Here is an 18,363-nt window from a genome sequence, read left to right as displayed (position 1 = left end):
GCGCCGTCAACGCCCGATTCGTCGCAGGGCCCTGCCAGCCATCAGGTTCTGCTCGATCCGCTCCAGCGAGATGCCCTTCGTTTCCGGCAGCAGGGCCAGCGTCAGGATGATGAACACAAAGTTCAGCCCGGCGTAGAGCCAGAAGGTGTGGGCATTGCCCAGGGTGTTGAGCAGGGTCAGGAAGGTTGCGCCGATGATCATGTTGGCGACCCAGTTGGTCACCGTGGAACAGGCGACGCCGAAGTCGCGGCCCTTGAGCGGCTGAATCTCGGAACACAGGATCCACACCATCGGTGCAGCCGACATCGCGTAGCTGATCACGAAGGCGCCCAGCAGCGAGAGCGCGAAGTATTTGGCGAAGGCGCTCTCCAGCCCGTATTCGTAGAGCCCGCCGAGCAGCACCATGCAGATGCCCATCACGGTGAAGCCGATATAGAGCAGCGGCTTGCGCCCGGCGCGATCGACAAAGCCGATGGCAATGAAGGTCGCCAGCGTCATGACCAGACCGATGATGACCGTGCCCCACAGCTGCTCGGTGGAACTGTCATAACCCGCCAGCCCGAGAATGCGCGGTGCGTAGTAGAGGATCACGTTGGCGCCGGTGAACTGCTGCATGAACTGGAGCACCATCCCCAGTCCGACCGAGCGGCGGAAGTTGGAGTTCGAGCGGAACAGCTTCCAGCCGGCATCGCTGACGTTGAGACTCTCGCGGATGCGCCCCAGCTCGGCATCCACCTGCTCGCGATCGTTGCCGCGCAGGCGCATCAGTACGCTGCGAGCCTCTTCGTCGCGCTGACTGCTGGCCAGCCAGCGCGGACTGCGCGGCAGGACGATCATGCCGAGCACCAGCAAAACGGCGGGAATGGCGATCACGCCGAGCATCCAGCGCCAGCCACCGGAATAGCTGAAGGCGGCATTGGAGAGGTAGGCCACCAGAATGCCGCCCATGATCATCAGCTGGTAGAACGAGATCAGGGTGCCGCGAATGCGCTCGGGCGCGATTTCGGAGAGATAGATGGGGGCGATATAGGACGAGATGCCTACCGCGATGCCGAGCACGATGCGGGCACCGATCAGGGCCTCGGGAGACCACGCCAGGGCCGAGGTCAGGGCGCCGATGATGAAGATGATGCCGCTGACGGCCAGCGTCAGCTTGCGACCGAAGCGGCGCGAGAAGAAGCCGCCGCCGGCGGCGCCGAAGGCCGCCCCGAACATCATCGAACTGACGATGATCTCCTGGATCCGATCGCTGATGTTGAACTCCTGCTCGATGAAGGGCAGGGCACCGGATATGACGCCGATATCCATGCCGAACAGCAGACCGGCGAGTGCGGCGATGGCGCCAATGACATAGACGACCGGCATGGCCTTGCGGTCGTCGGCCACCGAGGATGATGAAGAAGTCATGGTTGACTCCGGATTTCAATGGACGGATGGAAGTGACGAAGCTGAATTCATGTTGAACATATCCGGCAAATGTTCAACATGGACTTTGGTGGCAGACATCGCGCATGCCGCCTGATGTGGGAAGTCGGGAGATGAGGCCATTCGGGCCGGGCAGTGCAGCGTGAGCTGGCAGCCGGCGGGTGCTGCGCGATTACGCCCCGGATCCGTCAGGCAGGTGTTCGGGCCGGGGAAGTGATCCGACCGGCTCGTCGGTGGTAGCCGGCAGGGCACTCCCGGCCAGCGCCTCGCGGGGGCCGGTCCCCCGTGTCTGCAGGATGTGCTCGATGTGTGCGACAGCGCCCACGGCGCCGCCGGCGCCGGCAATTTCACGGCTGAGGGACAGGGCCCGGCGGCGATAGCCCGACTGCGTCAGCAGCGTGGTCAGGGCCGCGGTCAGACGCGGGAGGCTCAGCTGGCGCGGCGTCAGCCGCAGCCCCAGCTCGTGGTGTACCAGACGTGCCGCAATGCCCGGCTGGTCGAAGGCCAGCGGAATGGCCAGTACCGGTACAGTGGCGCTCAGGGCATCCATGACCGTATTGAGGCCGCCGTGAGTGATGCAGATATCACAGTGTTTGAGCAGGGCGGGCTGCGGCACCTGCGCCTCGACCCGGGTGGCATCGATGGTGGCGGCCTGCTCGGGGGTCAGGCAGCCGCAGTGCGAGACGATCAGCTGGATGTCGAGCCGGCGGCAGGCCCGGGCCAGCAGCCTGAAGATGTCCAGCCGATGCCCCTGCAGCGTACCCAGGGAGGCGTAGACCAGTGGCCGGGCAGGGTCGATGGCAGGATCGAGCACGGCAGGCGGGGTATCTTCCACAGGGGGGCGAATCGGTCCGACGGGAGCCAGATGTGCGCTCAGTGACGTACGCGGGAAGTCCAGCCCCGGTACGGTCTGGGCAATGCACTGCACTCCGGAAATGCAGTCCTGCAGCTCGTATCGCGGGGCGAGCCCCAGCTGTTCGGCCCAGCAGGCAATGGTGCGATTGTGGCGGCGCATCAGCCAGCGCGAGATGCGATCGGCGACCCGGTGGTGTTCGCGGCCCCTGTCGGTGGGATCGTAGCGCCACCCGAGCCAGGGCGGCGGGATGCCGATGTCGCGGTCGAGCGGCAGTGCCGAGGCGATCGAGATCAGCGGCAGTTGCAGGTGATCGGCGACCAGCCCGGCACCGGCTTCCATCTGATCGCCCAGCACGAGATCGACGTTACGCTCCTGCAGCAGCTGCGGGGCCAGCCGGCAGAGGGCGTCGGTACGTGCGCGCAGTTCATCAACGGTTTGCAGCAGGGCCGGGGTCAGGCGTTTTCCGGTGCCCGGCGTGGGGCGTGTCGACCCGCTCGTTTCGAGCAGACAGACATCGACTGCGGTGTGCTGCAGGTAAAGCGTCGTGCCCGGTGGCAGCAGGAAGGTGACATCGTGTCCCCGAGCGATCAGCCGCGCTGCCAGGCTCTCGAATACGCGCAGATGACTGGCATAGGGCGGACAGATCAGAGCGAGATGTGCCATGGTGCTTTTCCGTAACGACGCCAGGGACCGGCGAGAGGTGAGCGCAATGTGGAATCATCTGCAGCATAGTGCCGGCGTTTCATTTCGGACATTGACTGCAACGCGACATCAGCCAGTCGGATCACGGGATGCCCGGGCACCGGCCGGGAGCTTGCAGTAATGTGCCAGCGCAATCTGCAGCTGGCGGGCTGTGCCGTGGCCGTGCCGGTCATGCAACTGCTCTGGCTGCGTCTGATGGGGCGCAGCTACTTCTGCCCATGCGGAGAAGTGCATCTCTGGCAGGGCCGACTGGACCCGGCGCAGAATGCCCAGCAGTTCGCTGACTGGTATTCGCTGCTGCATGTCATCTTCGGCATGGGGCTGTTCGTGGTCCTGACGCGCGTGCGTCCCGGCTGGCCGGTGCGCTACCGGGCCCTGATGGCACTGCTGAGCAGTGCCATCTGGGAGATGGTGGAGAATGCGCCCTGGGTCATCGAAGCCATCAACCGCTCGGCCCAGGCACCCCATTATGCCGGCGACAGCATCCTCAACTCGCTGGCGGACACGCTGTTTGCCATGCTCGGTTTTCTGCTCGGCTGGCGCCTGCCGGGCTGGAGTCTGCTGCTGCTGGGCGCAGTGCTGGAGATCAGCGTGTCGCTGGCCATCAGCGACGGACTGATACTCGGCACCCTGCGACTGCTGGGCGCTGACGTCGACTGAAGCTCAGCACCAGCCGCCGTCGATGACATACTCCTGGGCGGTACACTGGGCGCTGTCATCGGCTGCCAGGAAGAGCACCGTGGGTGCCACGTGTTCCGGCTTCAGTTCGGTCTTGAGGCACTGGTGGGCCAGGATGTTGTCCACGTCCTCCGGCGCAATCCACAGCTCCTTCTGCCGCTCGGTCATGATGCAGCCCGGAATGACGGTATTGACCCGGATCGAGGAGGTTCCCAGATCGCGTGCCATGGTGCGGGTCAGGCCGTGCACGGCGGCCTTGGAAGTGGTATAGCCCGGCATGTTGCCCTGAGCAAGCTTCCAGCTGATCGAGCCGAAGTTGATGATCGAGCCGCCACCGAGGCGCTCCATCTGCGGTGCCACGGCCTGGATGGCAAAGAACTGCGGGCGCAGGTTGATCGCCATGCGTTCGTCCCAGTACTCCGGGGTGACCTCGCGCCAGTCGTGGCGGTCATCGCGGGCGGCATTGTTGACCAGGACGCCGATCGCGCCATGTTCCTGCTCGACCCGGCCGATGACCTCCTGCAGGGCCTTGATGTCGCGGATGTCGCAGGGCTCGAAGTGGGGGGCATTGCCGGTGTCGCGCTCGATATCGCTGACCAGCTGACGGCTGGGGTCCTCGGCGATATCGATGAACACCACCCGGGCACCCTGCTGGCAGAAGGCGCGGGTCAGGGCGGCGCCGATACCACTGCCGCCGCCGGTAATGAAAACGGTCTTGCTGCCCAGGCTGGGATAGAGGGCGTGCTCGGAAGCCATGAGGGTATCCTTGTCGGGAAGAGTGGGGGTAGCGATGCGACAACCGGTGCTGCCCGCTACCCGTTGCTGATGAATGTTCGAGACGGGGTGGCCCGCTGGCGGAACAGGTGGCCATCGCCGGGTGAGCGCTCAGTCCTGGTCGTGAAAGGGCGCGGTCGCAATGCGTTCGGCCAGCATGAAGGCATCTGCCACATGGCGGAACGGCCGGATGTCCACTTCGCTGCGGTCGGCCCCGATCAGCTCGGCAAAACGGCGGTAGAGACCGGCGTATTCGACATCCTCGCCATCGATGAGCTGCTCGCCGTCGACGCTCAGTCGACTGCCGCCATCCTCGAGCAGCAGCGTGCCCCGATCGGTCTCCACCGTGATCTGCCAGGTCTGGGGGCCGGTCTGGCGCCAGTCGAAGTCGGCATGAATGGGGGTGCCAGCGGCATCGGTGAAATCCAGCTCGGCGCCGATCGGCGCCTGGCAGTTCTCCGGCACTTCCAGCCGCGCGCGCTCGAGAAAGAACTCGTCGGGCAGAATCCGGGTCATGATCGACAGCGCATTGATGCCGGGATCGAATACGCCCAGCCCGCCGGGTTGCCAGATCCACTGCTGCCCGGGATGCCAGGTTCTGACATCCTCGCGCCACTGCACGTCGACGCGCTGTACCCGGGCTTCTTCCAGCCACTGCCGGGCGCGATCCACGCCGGCGGCCTCACGGGCGTGCCAGCTGGCAAAGAGGGTAACGTTGGCCTGGTCGGCGCGGCGGGCCAGATCCTCGACCTCGCTGAGGGTCACGCCCGGCGGCTTTTCCAGAAACACGTGTCGGCCGGCTTCAATGGCGGCGCGCGCCTGCTGATAGCGCACCTGGGGGGGCGTGCACAGCGAAACGGCATGCAGCTCGGGGGCGCCGGCGAGCATGGCCTCGAGACTGTCGAAGCTCTTGACCCCGTCGAGACTGGCGTTGCGGCTGGCGCAGGCGGCCAGTTCGAAACGGTGATTGTGCTGCAGGGCCGGAACATGCTGATCGCGGGCGATCTTGCCGACGCCCGCGATGCCGATGCGAATGGGGGCAGACATTACTCGATCCTCGTACGTTTGAAGCGCCACGCTACAGCGTAGCGGAGCTGGTGGGAGATGCGATCGGTCATCATGATCATTTCAGCGCAGCCGGGCACCCCCGCCCGGCCAGGCCACGCTGGCGCTGGTGTGTACCACCGCCATCGCCCGGGATGTGACAGGCCGGCAGCGCCGGTATCCGGCACCGGGCGTCCAGCGGCACCGGGAGGCGGGAAGCAGGAGTGGCAGGGCGCCCGGTTATCCCGGCAACGGGCCGGAAGTACGGGGGATGCCAGGATCAGCCCGGGAATGTCGGACATGGTCGGTGATGGTGCAACATCGACCATGGTTGTATCCGGCTCTGACAGCGCCCCCCTGGCGATCAGGCCGGTGTGGTCTGATCAGCATTGCGGTAGGAGTTGACCACGATATCGGTCAGCTCCTGGATCGAGGTATCCGCCGTGGCCCGGTCAAAGGTGATGGTGCCGTACTGCAGCAGATTGATCCGGTCGCAGACATCGAAGATCTGGGCGTAGTTGTGCGCCACGATGATGACTGCCAGCTCCGAGGTCTCCTTCAGCCGGCGGATCAGATCGAGGATCTGCTTGCTCTCGCGTACTCCCATGGCGGCCGTCGGCTCATCGAGCAGCAGTACCCGGACGTTCTCGGAGTAGACCGAGCGGGCCACGGCGATCGCCTGACGCTGACCGCCCGACAGCTTCGAGATGGGTACATCCACCGAGGGCAGCTTGATGCCGATCTCGCGCAGCTGGGCATCCGCCTTCTCGCGCATGGCAGCGTCGTTGAGCAGCCGCAGCGGCCCGCCGCGCAGGATTTCGCGCTTGAGAAACATGTTGCGAAAGACGCTCAGTTCGTTGATCAGCGCCAGATCCTGATAGACCGGCTCGATGCCTGCCCGGCGGGCGTGGGTGACGGAGCCGAACTCGACCGGCTGATTGTCGAAGTAGAGGCTGCCGCTGGTCGGCCGGTGAAAGCCGGTCAGGATCTTCATCAGGGTTGACTTGCCGGCGCCGTTGTCGCCCAGCAGCGCCAGCACTTCGCCCTTCTTCAGCCGGAAGGAGACATCGGACAGCGCCGTGACCTGACCGAAGCTCTTGGAAAGATTCTCGCCGCGCAGGATCTCCTCGCCGGCGGATGACGTCGCTGCTGTCATGTTTTTCCCCTTGCCCGCAGGCGACTCAGGTGCACGTTCATGATCATGGTGATCACGATGGCCAGTCCCAGGATCATGTCGAAGGTGTAGGCGCTGACGCCGGAGATGGTGAAGCCATCCTTGAGAATGGCCAGTACCAGCGCCCCCAGCAGGGCGCCGATCACGGTGCCCGACCCGCCGGCGAGCAGGGTGCCGCCGATGACCGCCGAGGCGATTGCCATGAACATGATTTCGGTGCCGCCCGCGAGTGGATCGATGGAGCCGATGCGAAAGGCATCCAGAATGCCGGCGAATCCGCCCAGCATGCTGCACAGCATGAAGTTGCCGATCTTGACCCGTCCGGTGCGAATCCCGATCTGCGAGGCGCCCAGCGGATTGCCGCCGGTCGCGATGGTGTGCAGCCCCCAGCGGGTGCGAAACAGGATGAACTGGAAGAGCAGGGCGATGGCGACCATCCAGAGCAGCGCGCCAAAGACATTGCCGCCCAGCACGGCGGTCCAGAATTCGCCGGCCACGGGCTGGACCGGGAAACCTCCGGAGATGGTCAGGGTCAGTCCCTGGATGAAGAACAGCATGCCCAGCGTGGTCACGAAGGAGGAGACCCCCAGGCCCACCGTGATCAGCCCGTTGACCAGCCCGATCAGGGCAGCCACCACCAGCCCCAGCACGATGGCCACGCCCAGCGGCAGGCCGGCCTGCTGGGCGAAGTACATGATGAAGGGGGTGATGGCATAGACCTGGCCCACCGACAGGTCCAGTTCGCCACAGATCAGTACCATGACCTGACCGGCGGCAATGATGGCCACGGCGGTGGCGAACTGGGAGAGCACGCCGATGTTGTTGAGGGTCAGAAAGGCCGGAGACGTGGCCTGGAAGTAGATGACCAGCACGATGGCGGCCAGCAGGATGCTGGCCTCGCGCCACTGCGCCATGTTGCGCCCCAGCCGGGAGAGACTGCTGCCCCTTTTCGCCGGGGCGGCCGGGGCCTCACTGACCCGGCCTTCCGCGTTGTGCCGATTGGATTGAGTCATGCGTCATTCAACCGTGATGGGGCCGGAGCGCTCGACCCGCTGGGGCTGTCTGCTGTTGCCCTCGTAGCGGGTCTTCGTCTCGAGATAGGGCTGGACCGTTTCCCGGGTCACGAACTTCAGTCCTGTATTGATGTTGGCCGGCCCGGTCAGCCCGCCCGACATCTTGTACAGGAAGAGCTCGAGCACGGTGTAGAAGCCCTGCAGATAGGGCTGCTGGTCGATGGTGAAATCCATCGCCCCGGCGTTGATGGCATCCAGGGTGCCCGGCAGCATGTCGAGGCCGCCGGCCCTGACTCCCTCCTCGTGCAGGTTGTACTTCTGCATCAGCCGGCCCACCGCCATGGTGCTGCCGGCATCGACGGCAAACATCGCCCGGGCATCCCTGTGTCCCAGATACCAGGACTCCACCCGCGACACCTCTTCGTTGATGGTGGGGCCAGTGGCGACCTCGCGCAGCTGAATGTTCTTGCCGGACTCCCGGATCGCTTCCTTCGCGCCATCGAGCCGGGGCTGGATGTTGAGCTGACCGGGGGTGGCGATGAAACCGGCCACTTCGCCTTCGTCGACCATGGAGGCAATCCGCGCCCCCAGCGCCTTGCCGGCCAGAAACAGGTCCTGACCGACATAGGCCAGGCGGTGATTATCGACATCGGCGTTGTAGGAAACCACCGGAATGCCGGCCTGCAGGGCGCGGTCAACCGGGTTGTTGAAGGCGTTGGGGTCGACCAGGGCGATGGCCAGCCCATCGGCACCGCCGGCGATGGCGGCGTTGATCGAGTTGACCATTTCACTGGCGATCGATTTCTGGGAGCCGGTCCACTGATAGCTGCAGCCCAGCAGCGCGCAGGCATCCTCGATACCGTACTGGGTGGCGGTGAAGAACGGATTGGTGGTGACGTGATTGATGAAAACGAACTTCCAGTTCGGATGCTCGGGGAAGTTGCCGGCGCCACCCCCCTCGGCGGCCCGGGTCAGACCCGTCATGCCCAGCCCGAGGGCTCCCAGCGAGGCCAGTGCGCCGGTGCCGAGCGCGCGCCTGAGCAGGGCACGTCGCGGCGGCTCGACTTCCGCAAGGGCTTCTTCGTCCGGTGCTGAATGCTGCTCTGTCATGATGCTGCTCCCCTGAGATAACGCTTTTGAGTGTTATTGCGTGTGTTACAGCGGCAGGAACTTGTAGATGGTGGTCTGGCTATAGGGTTCGCCCGGTGCCAGTCGGGTAGACGGGAATTCCGGCTGATTGGGGGAATCGGGGAAGTGCTGCGCTTCCAGGGTAAAGCCGCCCCAGTGCTGATAGGTCTTGCCTTGCTTGCCCTGGATGCCATTGATGAAGTTGCCGGTATAGAACTGTACGCCCGGTTCGGTGGTATACATCTCGACCTGGCGTCCCGACTCGGGGTCGATGACCCGGGCATCGAGTGCCCGCGGCTTGCCGGGGTTATCGAGTATCCAGTTGAGGTCGTAACCGCCCTGTTCGGGTTCGGCATACTTCAGCTGCTGATGATCGGCGTGGATGTGTTCTCCGATGGCCGTGGGCCGACGGAAATCCATGGGGGTATCCGCCACGGTCGCGATCTCGCCGGTCGGAATCAGCTGCTCGTTCATCGGGGTATAGTGGGAGGCGTTGAGCATCGCCACTTGATCGAGCACCGTGCCGTTACCCGCGCCCGACAGATTGAAGTAGGTGTGATTGGTCAGGTTGATGACCGTAAGCGCATTGCTGATGGCGGTGTAGTGAATGCGCAGTTCGTTATCGTTGTTGAGCGTATAGCGTACGGTGACGGCCAGATCGCCGGGAAAGCCCATCTCGCCATCAGGCGATAGCGTGCTGAGCTCGACCCCCTGCCACCCGTTCCCCTCGATGGTGTGCGCCTTCCAGACATGGGTATCGAGTCCCTCGGGGCCGCCATGCAGGGAGTTGGGACCATTGTTGGCAGGCACCTGATACTGACTGCCATCAAGCGAGAAACGGCCACCGGCCAGGCGGTTGGCATAGCGGCCGATCAGCGCGCCGAAATAGGTGTGATCATTGCGTTGATCATCGAGATAGCCCTGCAGCGTAGCGTAGCCCAGGGCAATGTCATCGAAGTTGCCGTTCCTGTCCGGTACCCGGATGGATTGCACGATGCCGCCATAGGTCAGAATGGCGACTTCCATGCCGTTGGCATTGGACAACTGATAACGCTTGATGGCGGTGCCATCGGGCAGCTTGCCGAATTCCGTGATCCGGATGTCACTGCTACCCGGTGTGCCCTTTTGCATGGAGGAGCCCTGATTGCTGGAGGTGGGTTCTGCTGCAATAGCGCCGCTTGCAACGGCCAGAAGCCCGGTCAGGGAAAGGCAAATCAGCGATCTGTACATGAACCTCCGCTCCTTTCAGGTAGTCGGATTGCTTCACGAAATTACCGTATGACCATCCGCCCTCTTGTCGGCCCGCGAGACGCTTTCAGCAATTGCCGAAGCCTTCATTGTCGAGGCGATTTCGCCGAGCAGGTGCCGTCACCATGGGCGTGGCAGCGAGCAAGCCTTGATCATCCCGCTGACTCTCGGTCGAGCCCTGACCGGTGCGCCCTGGTGCAATCATTTATGACTTAACCGCGAGCAACGGTTTATTGAACATTAGTTGAACCATGTCTTACATGTCGTTTGACGGGTGGCCAAAGCGGCATTGCCGTTCTTTGCCGGCTTTCCATAACTACCGGAAAAACATGGCGTTGAAGAGATGAAAGGGGCAGCCGGAAGGGCAGGGAACGTACGGGTCAACTTTGGTCACAGCAACCAAGGTCGATATCGTCATGGCCGGCCGGAAGGGCCGTGGCAGATGGGTAGCGCTGGCTTTCGAGGTATCGTCACTCGAGGCATCGGTACGGCTGACTGTCGATCAGCCGGAAGTCGACATCATCCACGCCCGGGCCATGTCATGGGGAACCGGGGTCTGGGCATCATCCAGCCCCAGCGCCATGGCTGTGCCGTGCAACACCTCCCGGGCGGCTTCGAACGCCTGATGGGGCTGGCGCATGCGAATGCTGTCCATCAGCCGGCGGTGACTCTCCAGACTCTCTCCCGGGTTGCGGGTACTGGTGTTGGACTCCACCACCACCAGCTGAATCGAGGGGCGCAGTACATGAGAGAGCCGGGACCACACCACATTGTGGGTGGCGCGGTAGATGGCGACATGAAAGGCCACGTCATGATCACTGGGCAGGTGTCGCGGGGTGTCATCGGACAGGGCGTGGAAATCCCCGGAGAGGGCATTCCAGGCCTCCTCGATGGCGACCAGGTCGTGTGCCGTGGCCTGCTGCGCGGCGGTCATGGCAACAAAGGGCTCCACGGAGAGGCGAAAGGAAAGAATCTCCTGCAGGATGGCCTGGTTGGGTGCGGCGAAGCGGGCAATCCAGTCGGTCACCATCGGGTCCAGGATGTTCCAGGATTGCCAGTTCAGCACCCGGGAGCCGTGTCCGGCAATGCGCTCGATGATGCCGCCATCGACCAGCATCGACAGCTGGCGCCGCACGACATTGCGACTCAGCTCGAAGCGCTGGCACAGGTCCAGTTCCCGGGGGATGAAGTCGCCGGGCTGATAGTGCCCGGCCAGGATGTCCCGGATCAGCATTTCGGCGATATGAGGGGTACGATCGATGGCAGTTGGCGACATCCCTGACCTCGTCATTCGTGTTACAGCGACAGTGCCCTGCTGACATGATAAGCCGGAATGCGATGGACACGTCATGGTCATGAGTATGACAGGTTGCCCGGCAGAGGGGCACGCCCGCTGTGCCCCGGTCCGGCGCCGGCTCGGTGACGGGGCGTGATTCGGATGGTGCGGATCAGGCCCCCTGGCCCATGGCCAGCACGATCAGCATGATGGGTGGCGCCGCCAGCGACAGCAGAAAGCCGCTGACCAGCGCCAGTGGCACGCTTTCCAGGCCGCCGGCGCGCTGGATCATCGGCAGCGTGACATCCATCGCGGTAGCGCCGGCATACCCCACTCCCATTGCCGGGCGCCGGCGGAGCAGCAGGGGGATCAGCAGCATGGCGAGCAGTTCGCGGCCGAGATCGTTGAACAGCGCAATGCCGCCCAGCGCCGGCCCCAGCTGATCGCCGATCACCACGGCCGAGAGCGAGTACCAGCCGAAGCCGGCACTCATGGCGATGCCCTGTGACCAGGGCCAGTCCAGCAGCGGGGCCGCGATCAGCCCGGCCAGCAGCGAGCTGCCCGCCAGCGTCAGGGCGACCGCCAGACCGAAGCGATTGAGCAGGATCTGGCGCAGGGCCACCCCGGCATTGCGCAGTTGCATGCCGATCAGTGCCAGCAGCACGTAGAGCGCCAGCTCGGTGGCACGCTCGGCATGCTGTGACAGGGCGGGCAGGAGCAGCCCCAGCGTGAGGCCCAGGGCGACCACGCCGATGAGGCGGGCGCCATCCAGCAGTGAGGCGCCCAGCGCGCCGGCGCCGGGCATGCCACCGCTGGCTGGCGGACGCTGGCGGTGGCGCCAGTGATCGAGCACGGCCAGTGTCGCCAGATTGAGGGTGGCGGTCAGCAGGAACAGCACCAGGGCCTGGCCGCCCATGCGCGAGAACTGGCCGGCCAGATTGTCCAGACCCGCCAGCGAGAGGCCCATCAGCAGCAGGATGAAATGGATGGTGGCGTTGACGCTGCGTGACACCAGGCTGCGCCAGCGCTCGTCATTGAATACCACCAGATAGCCCAGTACCAGAGGCAGTAACAGCAGCAGCAGACCGATCAGCACTTCGGCGGGGCTCCGGTGGCAAAGGGGGCGGGCCAATATAGCGTACCCGCCAGCCGCTTCGAAACGTCAGCGGGTGCCCGGCTCCGTCTCGGCCCGGCGGGCCGCAGCGCCTGCTACGCTTGAGGCAGGCGGGGCGATCCGCACGCCGTCTATTACCCGATCCGAATCAGCCGTTTCCGAGGAGAACGCCATGTCGCGCATCCTGATGCTTGTCGGTGATTATGTCGAAGACTATGAGGTCATGGTGCCGTTTCAGGCCCTCCAGGCCGTCGGCCACGAAGTGACCGCCGTCTGCCCGGACAAGCAGGCCGGTGATACCGTGCAGACCGCCATTCACGACTTCGGTGCGGAGCAGACCTATACCGAGAAACCCGGCCACCGGTTCCGGCTCAACGCCGACTTTGACAGCGTCGAGCCCGGCAACTTCGACGCGCTGGTGATCCCGGGTGGCCGGGCACCGGAGTATCTGCGTCTCGATGACCGGGTGCTGGCCATCACGCGGGCCTTCTTCGAGGCCGACAAGCCGATGGCCGTGCTCTGTCACGGCGCCCAGATCCTGGCCTCGGCCGTCTCGCTCGAGGGGCGGCGTGTTTCCGCCTATCCGGCCTGTGCCCCGGATGTGCGCTTCGCCGGCGGCGAGTACGCCGAGATCGGTCTGGAAGAGGCCGTGACCTGCGGCCGGCTGGTGACGGCGCCGGTCTGGACGGCGCATCCGGCTTGGCTGAAGCAGTTCATGGCCGTGCTGTGACGTCGCCGGTGCAGCCGGCTCAGTAGCCCCGTTCGGGGTCCACCGTCTCGACCGTATCGCCGCGTTCCAGCGCGGCGATATTGTCAGCGATCTGTCGTGCGGCGGTCGCAATCGGGGTGGGGGCCGCGATGTGGGGGGTGATCAGTGCACGCGGCTGCTGCCAGAGCGGATGACCGGCCGGCAGCGGTTCCTCCGGAAAGACGTCGAGCAGGGCGCCACGCAGGTGACCGCTCTCCAGCAGGGCCTGCAGGTCGTCCAGTACCAGGCTGCTGCCACGCCCGGCGTTGATCACGACCGCCCCTTCGGGCAGGCGGCCGAGCCGCTCGTGATCGAGCAGGCCCCGGGTTTCCGGCGTGTCCGGCAGCAGGCTGAAGATCACCCGCGACTCTGCCAGCAACCGGTTCAGCCCCGCCTCGCCGTGATGACAGGTCATCCCGTCGAGCGTTTTCGGTGAGCGGCTCCAGCCCTGCACCGGATACCCCAGCGCGGCGACCCGGCGCGCGGCGACCCGGCCCAGCGTGCCCAGGCCCACGATGCCGACCGGCCACTGCGCCTTCTCTTCCAGCGGATGCTCCTGCCAGCGCTGCTCGTGCTGCTGGCGGTGGTAGTGATCCATGCCGCGGTGAAAGTGCAGCAGGCCGTAGAGCAGATAGTCGCTCATGGACTCGCCCATGCCGGCATCTTGCAGCCGCACGAGCGGGATACCGCGGGGCAGGGCGGGGTTGGCAAGCAGCGCATCGACCCCGGCACCGGTATTGAGAATGGCCCGCAGGCGTTCGTCCTGGGCCTCGAACAGCGAGCGCGGCGGCTGCCAGACCACCAGGTAATCCGCCGGCTGTTCGCCCTCCTGCTCGGTGGTCAGGAGGCTGGCGCGGGGCAGGTGGCGGGCAAGATGTTGGCGCCACTGCTCGGCGTCGGGGGCGTGAATCAGGATCTGCATCGGGGCCTCGGCTCGGTAATACCCTTGAACGGCTATCCTGGCACGGCCCCGGTCGCCGCGTCACCGCCGTGGCCGGAGCTACAGCCAGCCGCGGTGCTTGAAGTAGAGATAGGGCGAGAGTCCGGACAGGAACATCACGCCGATCGCCAGCGGATAGCCCAGCGGCCAGTGCAGTTCGGGCATCACATCGAAGTTCATGCCGTAGATGCTGGCGATCATGGTGGGCGGCAGGAAGACCACCGAGGCGATGGAGAAGATCTTGATGATCTGGTTCTGCTGAATATTGATGAACCCCTGGGTGGTATCCATCAGGAAGTTCACCTTGTCCGACAGGAAGGTGGTGTGCGACATCAGCGCATCCACATCCTGCAGCACTTCGCGGGCCTGCTCCTGCAGCTCCGGATGGCGGCGCAGATGGCGCAGCAGGAAGTGCAGCGAGCGCTGGGTATCCATCAGGCAGAGCCGGATCTTGCCGACGCTGTCCTCGACCTTGGCCAGCCGGTCGATGGCATCCTCGAGATCGGCGTCTTCCTCCTCCAGCACCAGCTGGCTGACCTGCTCGAGATCACGATGCATGTCCTCGACGCTGTCGGCGAGGTTTTCCGCCTTCTGTTCGAAGACGGTCACCATCAGCGCCGGCGGCGAATCGACCTCGATCTGGCCGTGACGGGCGCGCAGGCGCAGCAGGCGGAAATCGGCCAGATCATCCTCGCGCAGGGTGATCAGCCGCTGGCTCTGCAGGATGAAGGCCACCGTGGCGTTGCTGTGCTTGCCTTCGCTGCGCGAGAGGAACAGCGAGTGCACATGCACCCCGTCGGCATCGGCGAAGTAGCGCGCCGAGGACTCGATCTCCTCGACATCGGTACTGGCCGGCAGCTCATCGGCCAGAAAGGCATTGAGGGCCTCGCGCTCGTTCTCATCCGCTTCATGCGCATCGATCCAGGTGGCGCGGGCGAGGCGGTCGCTCAGCGGGGCGTCGGCCAGTTCCTGAATGGTCTGATGCTCGAGGATGAAGGTGCGGATCATGAGCGACTTTCCTGATACGGGTGAACGGGCGTGCCGGCTGCGCGCCGCGATGATCCCAGAGAGTGGCACGCTCTGCCAGCGCTTTTGCCAACCCGGCCTCCCGGCAGCGGCACGCCCTGCAGCCGTTGCTGCAGGGCGCGACGGGCCGCCCGGATCAGCTGCCGGCGGCTTCCGTCAGGGTGCGCGAGTCGCAGGCCGGCGCCTCGTGATGGCTCAGCAGCGAGGCCAGGTGGGCCAGACAGAGCACGGCCAGGATGCGCTGGCGCTGGCCTTCACCCAGCGCCACCAGGCGTTTCGAGCTTTCGATGGCCGGTGCCCCGGGGCGCGCATCCCCGCGCCAGCGGATCACCAGGCTGTCACGGGGGGCGTCGATATAGTCGATCAGGCGCACTTCATCGATCATGAAGCCGACCGCACTGTCGCCGCTGGACACCACCAGCACCTGGCGGGGGGAAGGCTCGGTACCGTGGCCGAGTAGCTGACGCAGATCCACCAGCGACACGGTGCGCTCAAGGTGTTGGAAGGTCCCCGTGAAGGGCCCGCCCCCGTTGAGCAGGGTCACCCGTCGGGGCATCGGCAGTACCGCATCGACCTGATTGAGCGGCGTCACATACTGCCCGGCGGCCCCATAGCTGAGAAACGCAAAGCGCTGCCACGGGCGCTCGCCGCGATTCTCCCGGGCCTGTCGGTTGAGCGAGGCATGGATATCGGCCAGCCCGCTCAATGCCTGCTGCTCCAGCAGGACCTTGTGATCGAACAGCAGCGCAGGCGTCAGCTCCCGCGGGCTCAGCAGACCGCGTACCGCGTGTACGGCCGTATCGTCCGCGGCCAGTGGTCGGCACATGTCGAGGGTGTAGTCGATCATGCGCTCGATATGAGTGATGCCGAGCGCGATGCGACCGTGCGGGCCTTCCAGCACCACGAGGCGGGCCGGGGCCGGGGCGGGGTCGCGCTGACCGAGCAGCGCATGCGGATCGAAGACCGGGATCGTCTCCTGACGCAGGCAATGGTTGCCCAGATAGCCGGGGGCCCGGGTGACCGGCGGCGCCAGGGTCGTGCACTCGGCCACCTCCCGGACCACGGCAGCGTCGATCGCCAGGCGCAGGGCGCCATGCGCGACGATCAGTGCGCGCTGACGATCCGGAGGCATTTCCAGAGCCGCGACTTCATCGGTCGAAGGGTGGCTGACGGCCGCCTCATCGAAACTCAGCAGCATGCCCTCGAGCTCGAACAGGGCGGCCAGGTCCAGCACATGAATCGGACGCTGCTCGTCGGGATGAATGAACATGCCCGGGATCAGCGCATCCGGCGAATGACGCCGGGCGCCCAGCGTCTGCAGCTGGTGCGCTGCGATGGTGACCACATCGCGCACGTGGGCAATGCGCAGCCCGAAGCGGCCGTCACGAAAGCCGACCACGGCGACATGATCACCGGCCGGTCGCGCGGTAGCGCTGTCGTCGAGGCCGAGCAGCCGCCCCAGGTCGATGGTCGGAATCAGGGCGCCGCGCAGCGTGAAGCTGCCAAGCGCCCAGGCCGGGGCCAGTGGCCGGGGAGTGAGCGTGGTCGGCAGCGCTGTCACTTCCAGCAGGTGGGAGGCGTCCAGCGCGATCTCGCTGCCGCCGAGATCGAGAATGCCGAAAACGTGCTCACTCATGGCGCGGCGCTCCGTGCGTCTGCCGGCGGCCCTGACCGGTACGGTCAGTCGCCTCGGTCAGCTGGCGGATCAGCTGATCGACATGCCCGGCGGTCTGCAGCTGGGCCTCGGTCGTGGTCGCGATGTCCTCGATCGAGCCGGTGGTCTGTTCCACGCCCTCGGCGATCCGGCCGAAGGCATCACGGGCGCGTTGCGAGATCTCGTTGCCGCTCTCGATGCGCTTGAGCGACTCGTTCAGCAGTCGGTTGATCTGGCGGGTGGCTTCGGCAGACTTCTCCGCCAGCTTGCGCACCTCGTCGGCAACCACCGAGAACCCCAGACCGTGCTCGCCGGCGCGGGCGGCTTCGATGGCGGCATTGAAGGCCAGCAGGTTGGTCTGGGAGGCGATCTCGCCGATCACGCCGACGATCTCCTCGATGTCCTCGGCGGATTTGCGGATCGCCGTCATCGCCTCGGTGGACTCCTGCAGGGCGCGGCTGCCGCCCTCTGCCTCGCGATGGGTGGTACGGGCCAGCTCCCGGGTCAGGCGGGTGTTCTCGACAATCGAGCCGATCGAGACATTGAGCTGATGGACCGACACGCTCATGGCCTCCGACTGGGCCCGGATGTGCTGCTCCAGCTCGACCTGGTCGGTGATGTCGGTGGCGAACTTGACCACCTTGTAGGGTTCGCCGTTGCTGTCGAGAATCGGATTGTAGGTGGCCTGGATCCAGATCCTGCGGTCGAACCGGCCCAGCCGCATGAAACGTCCGGAGAAGAATTCACCGCGTGCCAGCGCCAGCCAGAAGTCGCGATATTCGCTGCTGACCACATGCTCCCGGGTACAGAACATGCGATGGTGCTGACCGACGATCTCGTCGAGCTGGTAGCCGGTGGCCTGCAAAAAGTGTTCGTTGGCCTGCAGCACATGGCCCTCGAGATCGAACTCGATGACGGCCTGAGCGCGATCGATGGCGTTGACCTTGCCCTCGAAGGCCAGCTGCGCCAGCTTCTGTTCGGTGATGTCGCTGGCCATCTTGATCACCCGGCAGGGGTGGCCGGACGCATCGAAGATCGGGTTGTAGGTGGCCTGTAGCCAGATGTCGCAGCCATCCCGGGTGCAGCGCCGGAATTCACCGCCTGCAGACTCGCCGCGGCTCAGCTTTGCCCAGAAGTCGCGATAGGCGTCACTGCGGGCATGGCGCTCATCGCAGAAGATGCGATGGTGCCGGCCCACGAGTTCGTCGAGCTGATAGCCCATCAGTTCGAGGAAGACCGGGTTGGCATCGAGAATCCTGCCCTCGAGGTCGAACTCGATGACGGCATGGGTACGAACGAGGGCACTGCCCAGCAGTTCCAGTTTCTCGCTGTTGGCAGCAAGTGTGTGCGACATGACGGTTTCTCCGGATAGCGGGGCCTGCGTGATGCCGGAACAGGGACGGACAGCGCAGGCTGGCCGGACGGCAGAACAGGCACTTCCAGCAGCTATCATCGGAACCCCGGCGGATAACTTTAACCGGCGTCGCTCCGGCGCCATCCTGCAGGGCCGCCGCCGGGCGCCGGGACGGGCACAGAAAGCTTTTGACCCGGCAGCGAGCTGCG

16 protein-coding genes are annotated in these 18,363 nt (G+C 65.2%); 2 read left to right on the top strand and 14 right to left on the bottom strand.

Annotated elements, in window-relative coordinates:
• Positions 1–6 precede the first annotated feature (6 nt).
• Together C7446_RS03920 and C7446_RS03915 are read right to left on the bottom strand one after the other, a co-directional pair.
• A complete protein-coding gene (locus C7446_RS03920) occupies positions 7–1,407 on the bottom strand; it encodes a sugar porter family MFS transporter (RefSeq protein ID WP_121171462.1) in 1,401 nt (466 codons plus the stop codon).
• A 190-nt stretch (positions 1,408–1,597) separates the two neighbouring features.
• Positions 1,598–2,944: a glycosyltransferase gene (locus tag C7446_RS03915; protein ID WP_121171460.1), complete on the bottom strand. Its 1,347-nt coding sequence runs from the start codon at positions 2,942–2,944 to the stop codon at positions 1,598–1,600.
• A 159-nt stretch (positions 2,945–3,103) separates the two neighbouring features.
• Here C7446_RS03915 and C7446_RS03910 point away from each other — a divergent pair, with 159 nt between their 5' ends.
• Positions 3,104–3,643: a DUF2585 family protein gene (locus tag C7446_RS03910; protein ID WP_121171458.1), complete on the top strand. Its 540-nt coding sequence runs from the start codon at positions 3,104–3,106 to the stop codon at positions 3,641–3,643.
• A 3-nt stretch (positions 3,644–3,646) separates the two neighbouring features.
• Here C7446_RS03910 and C7446_RS03905 read toward each other — a convergent pair whose 3' ends face one another.
• The 8 genes from C7446_RS03905 to C7446_RS03870 form a co-directional block, all read right to left on the bottom strand.
• Positions 3,647–4,417 (bottom strand): SDR family NAD(P)-dependent oxidoreductase, encoded by a 771-nt coding sequence (locus C7446_RS03905; RefSeq protein ID WP_121171457.1) that lies wholly within the window; start codon positions 4,415–4,417, stop codon positions 3,647–3,649.
• A gap of 129 nt (positions 4,418–4,546) precedes the next feature.
• The gene (locus C7446_RS03900; RefSeq protein ID WP_121171455.1) at positions 4,547–5,482 is read right to left on the bottom strand and encodes a Gfo/Idh/MocA family protein; all 936 of its coding nucleotides are present in this window, start codon (positions 5,480–5,482) and stop codon (positions 4,547–4,549) included.
• Between the two features lie 361 nt (positions 5,483–5,843).
• A complete protein-coding gene (locus C7446_RS03895; protein WP_121171453.1) occupies positions 5,844–6,635 on the bottom strand; it encodes an ATP-binding cassette domain-containing protein in 792 nt (263 codons plus the stop codon).
• A complete protein-coding gene (locus C7446_RS03890) occupies positions 6,632–7,666 on the bottom strand; it encodes an ABC transporter permease (protein ID WP_211327844.1) in 1,035 nt (344 codons plus the stop codon). The genes C7446_RS03895 and C7446_RS03890 overlap by 4 nt, the downstream gene beginning before the upstream one ends.
• Before the next feature lie 3 nt (positions 7,667–7,669).
• Complete coding sequence (locus C7446_RS03885) at positions 7,670–8,776, bottom strand: sugar ABC transporter substrate-binding protein (RefSeq protein ID WP_121171451.1); 1,107 nt, start codon at positions 8,774–8,776, stop codon at positions 7,670–7,672.
• Between the two features lie 45 nt (positions 8,777–8,821).
• A complete protein-coding gene (locus tag C7446_RS03880) occupies positions 8,822–10,024 on the bottom strand; it encodes an aldose epimerase family protein (protein WP_211327843.1) in 1,203 nt (400 codons plus the stop codon).
• Between the two features lie 520 nt (positions 10,025–10,544).
• On the bottom strand, positions 10,545–11,318 hold the full coding sequence (locus tag C7446_RS03875) for a FadR/GntR family transcriptional regulator (RefSeq protein ID WP_245977657.1): 774 nt from the start codon (positions 11,316–11,318) through the stop codon (positions 10,545–10,547).
• A gap of 172 nt (positions 11,319–11,490) precedes the next feature.
• Positions 11,491–12,414 (bottom strand): LysO family transporter, encoded by a 924-nt coding sequence (locus C7446_RS03870; protein ID WP_121171447.1) that lies wholly within the window; start codon positions 12,412–12,414, stop codon positions 11,491–11,493.
• A 190-nt stretch (positions 12,415–12,604) separates the two neighbouring features.
• On the opposite strand from C7446_RS03870, the gene C7446_RS03865 reads away from it, so the two are divergent.
• A complete protein-coding gene (locus tag C7446_RS03865; RefSeq protein WP_121171446.1) occupies positions 12,605–13,162 on the top strand; it encodes a DJ-1/PfpI family protein in 558 nt (185 codons plus the stop codon).
• Between the two features lie 19 nt (positions 13,163–13,181).
• On the opposite strand, the gene C7446_RS03860 is transcribed toward C7446_RS03865, so the two are convergent.
• The 4 genes from C7446_RS03860 to C7446_RS03845 all read right to left on the bottom strand — a co-directional run bounded on the left by C7446_RS03860 (position 13,182) and on the right by C7446_RS03845 (position 18,154).
• Positions 13,182–14,102 (bottom strand): 2-hydroxyacid dehydrogenase, encoded by a 921-nt coding sequence (locus C7446_RS03860; protein ID WP_121171444.1) that lies wholly within the window; start codon positions 14,100–14,102, stop codon positions 13,182–13,184.
• Between the two features lie 78 nt (positions 14,103–14,180).
• A complete protein-coding gene (gene corA / locus C7446_RS03855) occupies positions 14,181–15,128 on the bottom strand; it encodes a magnesium/cobalt transporter CorA (RefSeq protein ID WP_121171442.1) in 948 nt (315 codons plus the stop codon).
• 154 nt (positions 15,129–15,282) lie between these two features.
• Positions 15,283–16,782, bottom strand: coding sequence for a chemotaxis protein CheW (locus tag C7446_RS03850; protein WP_121171440.1), 1,500 nt, complete (start codon positions 16,780–16,782; stop codon positions 15,283–15,285).
• Positions 16,775–18,154: a methyl-accepting chemotaxis protein gene (locus C7446_RS03845; RefSeq protein ID WP_245977656.1), complete on the bottom strand. Its 1,380-nt coding sequence runs from the start codon at positions 18,152–18,154 to the stop codon at positions 16,775–16,777. The genes C7446_RS03850 and C7446_RS03845 overlap by 8 nt, the downstream gene beginning before the upstream one ends.
• Between the last annotated feature and the right edge of the window lie 209 nt (positions 18,155–18,363).

Origin of the sequence: Kushneria sinocarnis (genome assembly GCF_003633775.1) — a bacterium.
Classification (GTDB): domain Bacteria; phylum Pseudomonadota; class Gammaproteobacteria; order Pseudomonadales; family Halomonadaceae; genus Kushneria; species Kushneria sinocarnis.
This window is presented reverse-complemented; position numbering and strand designations above follow the sequence as displayed.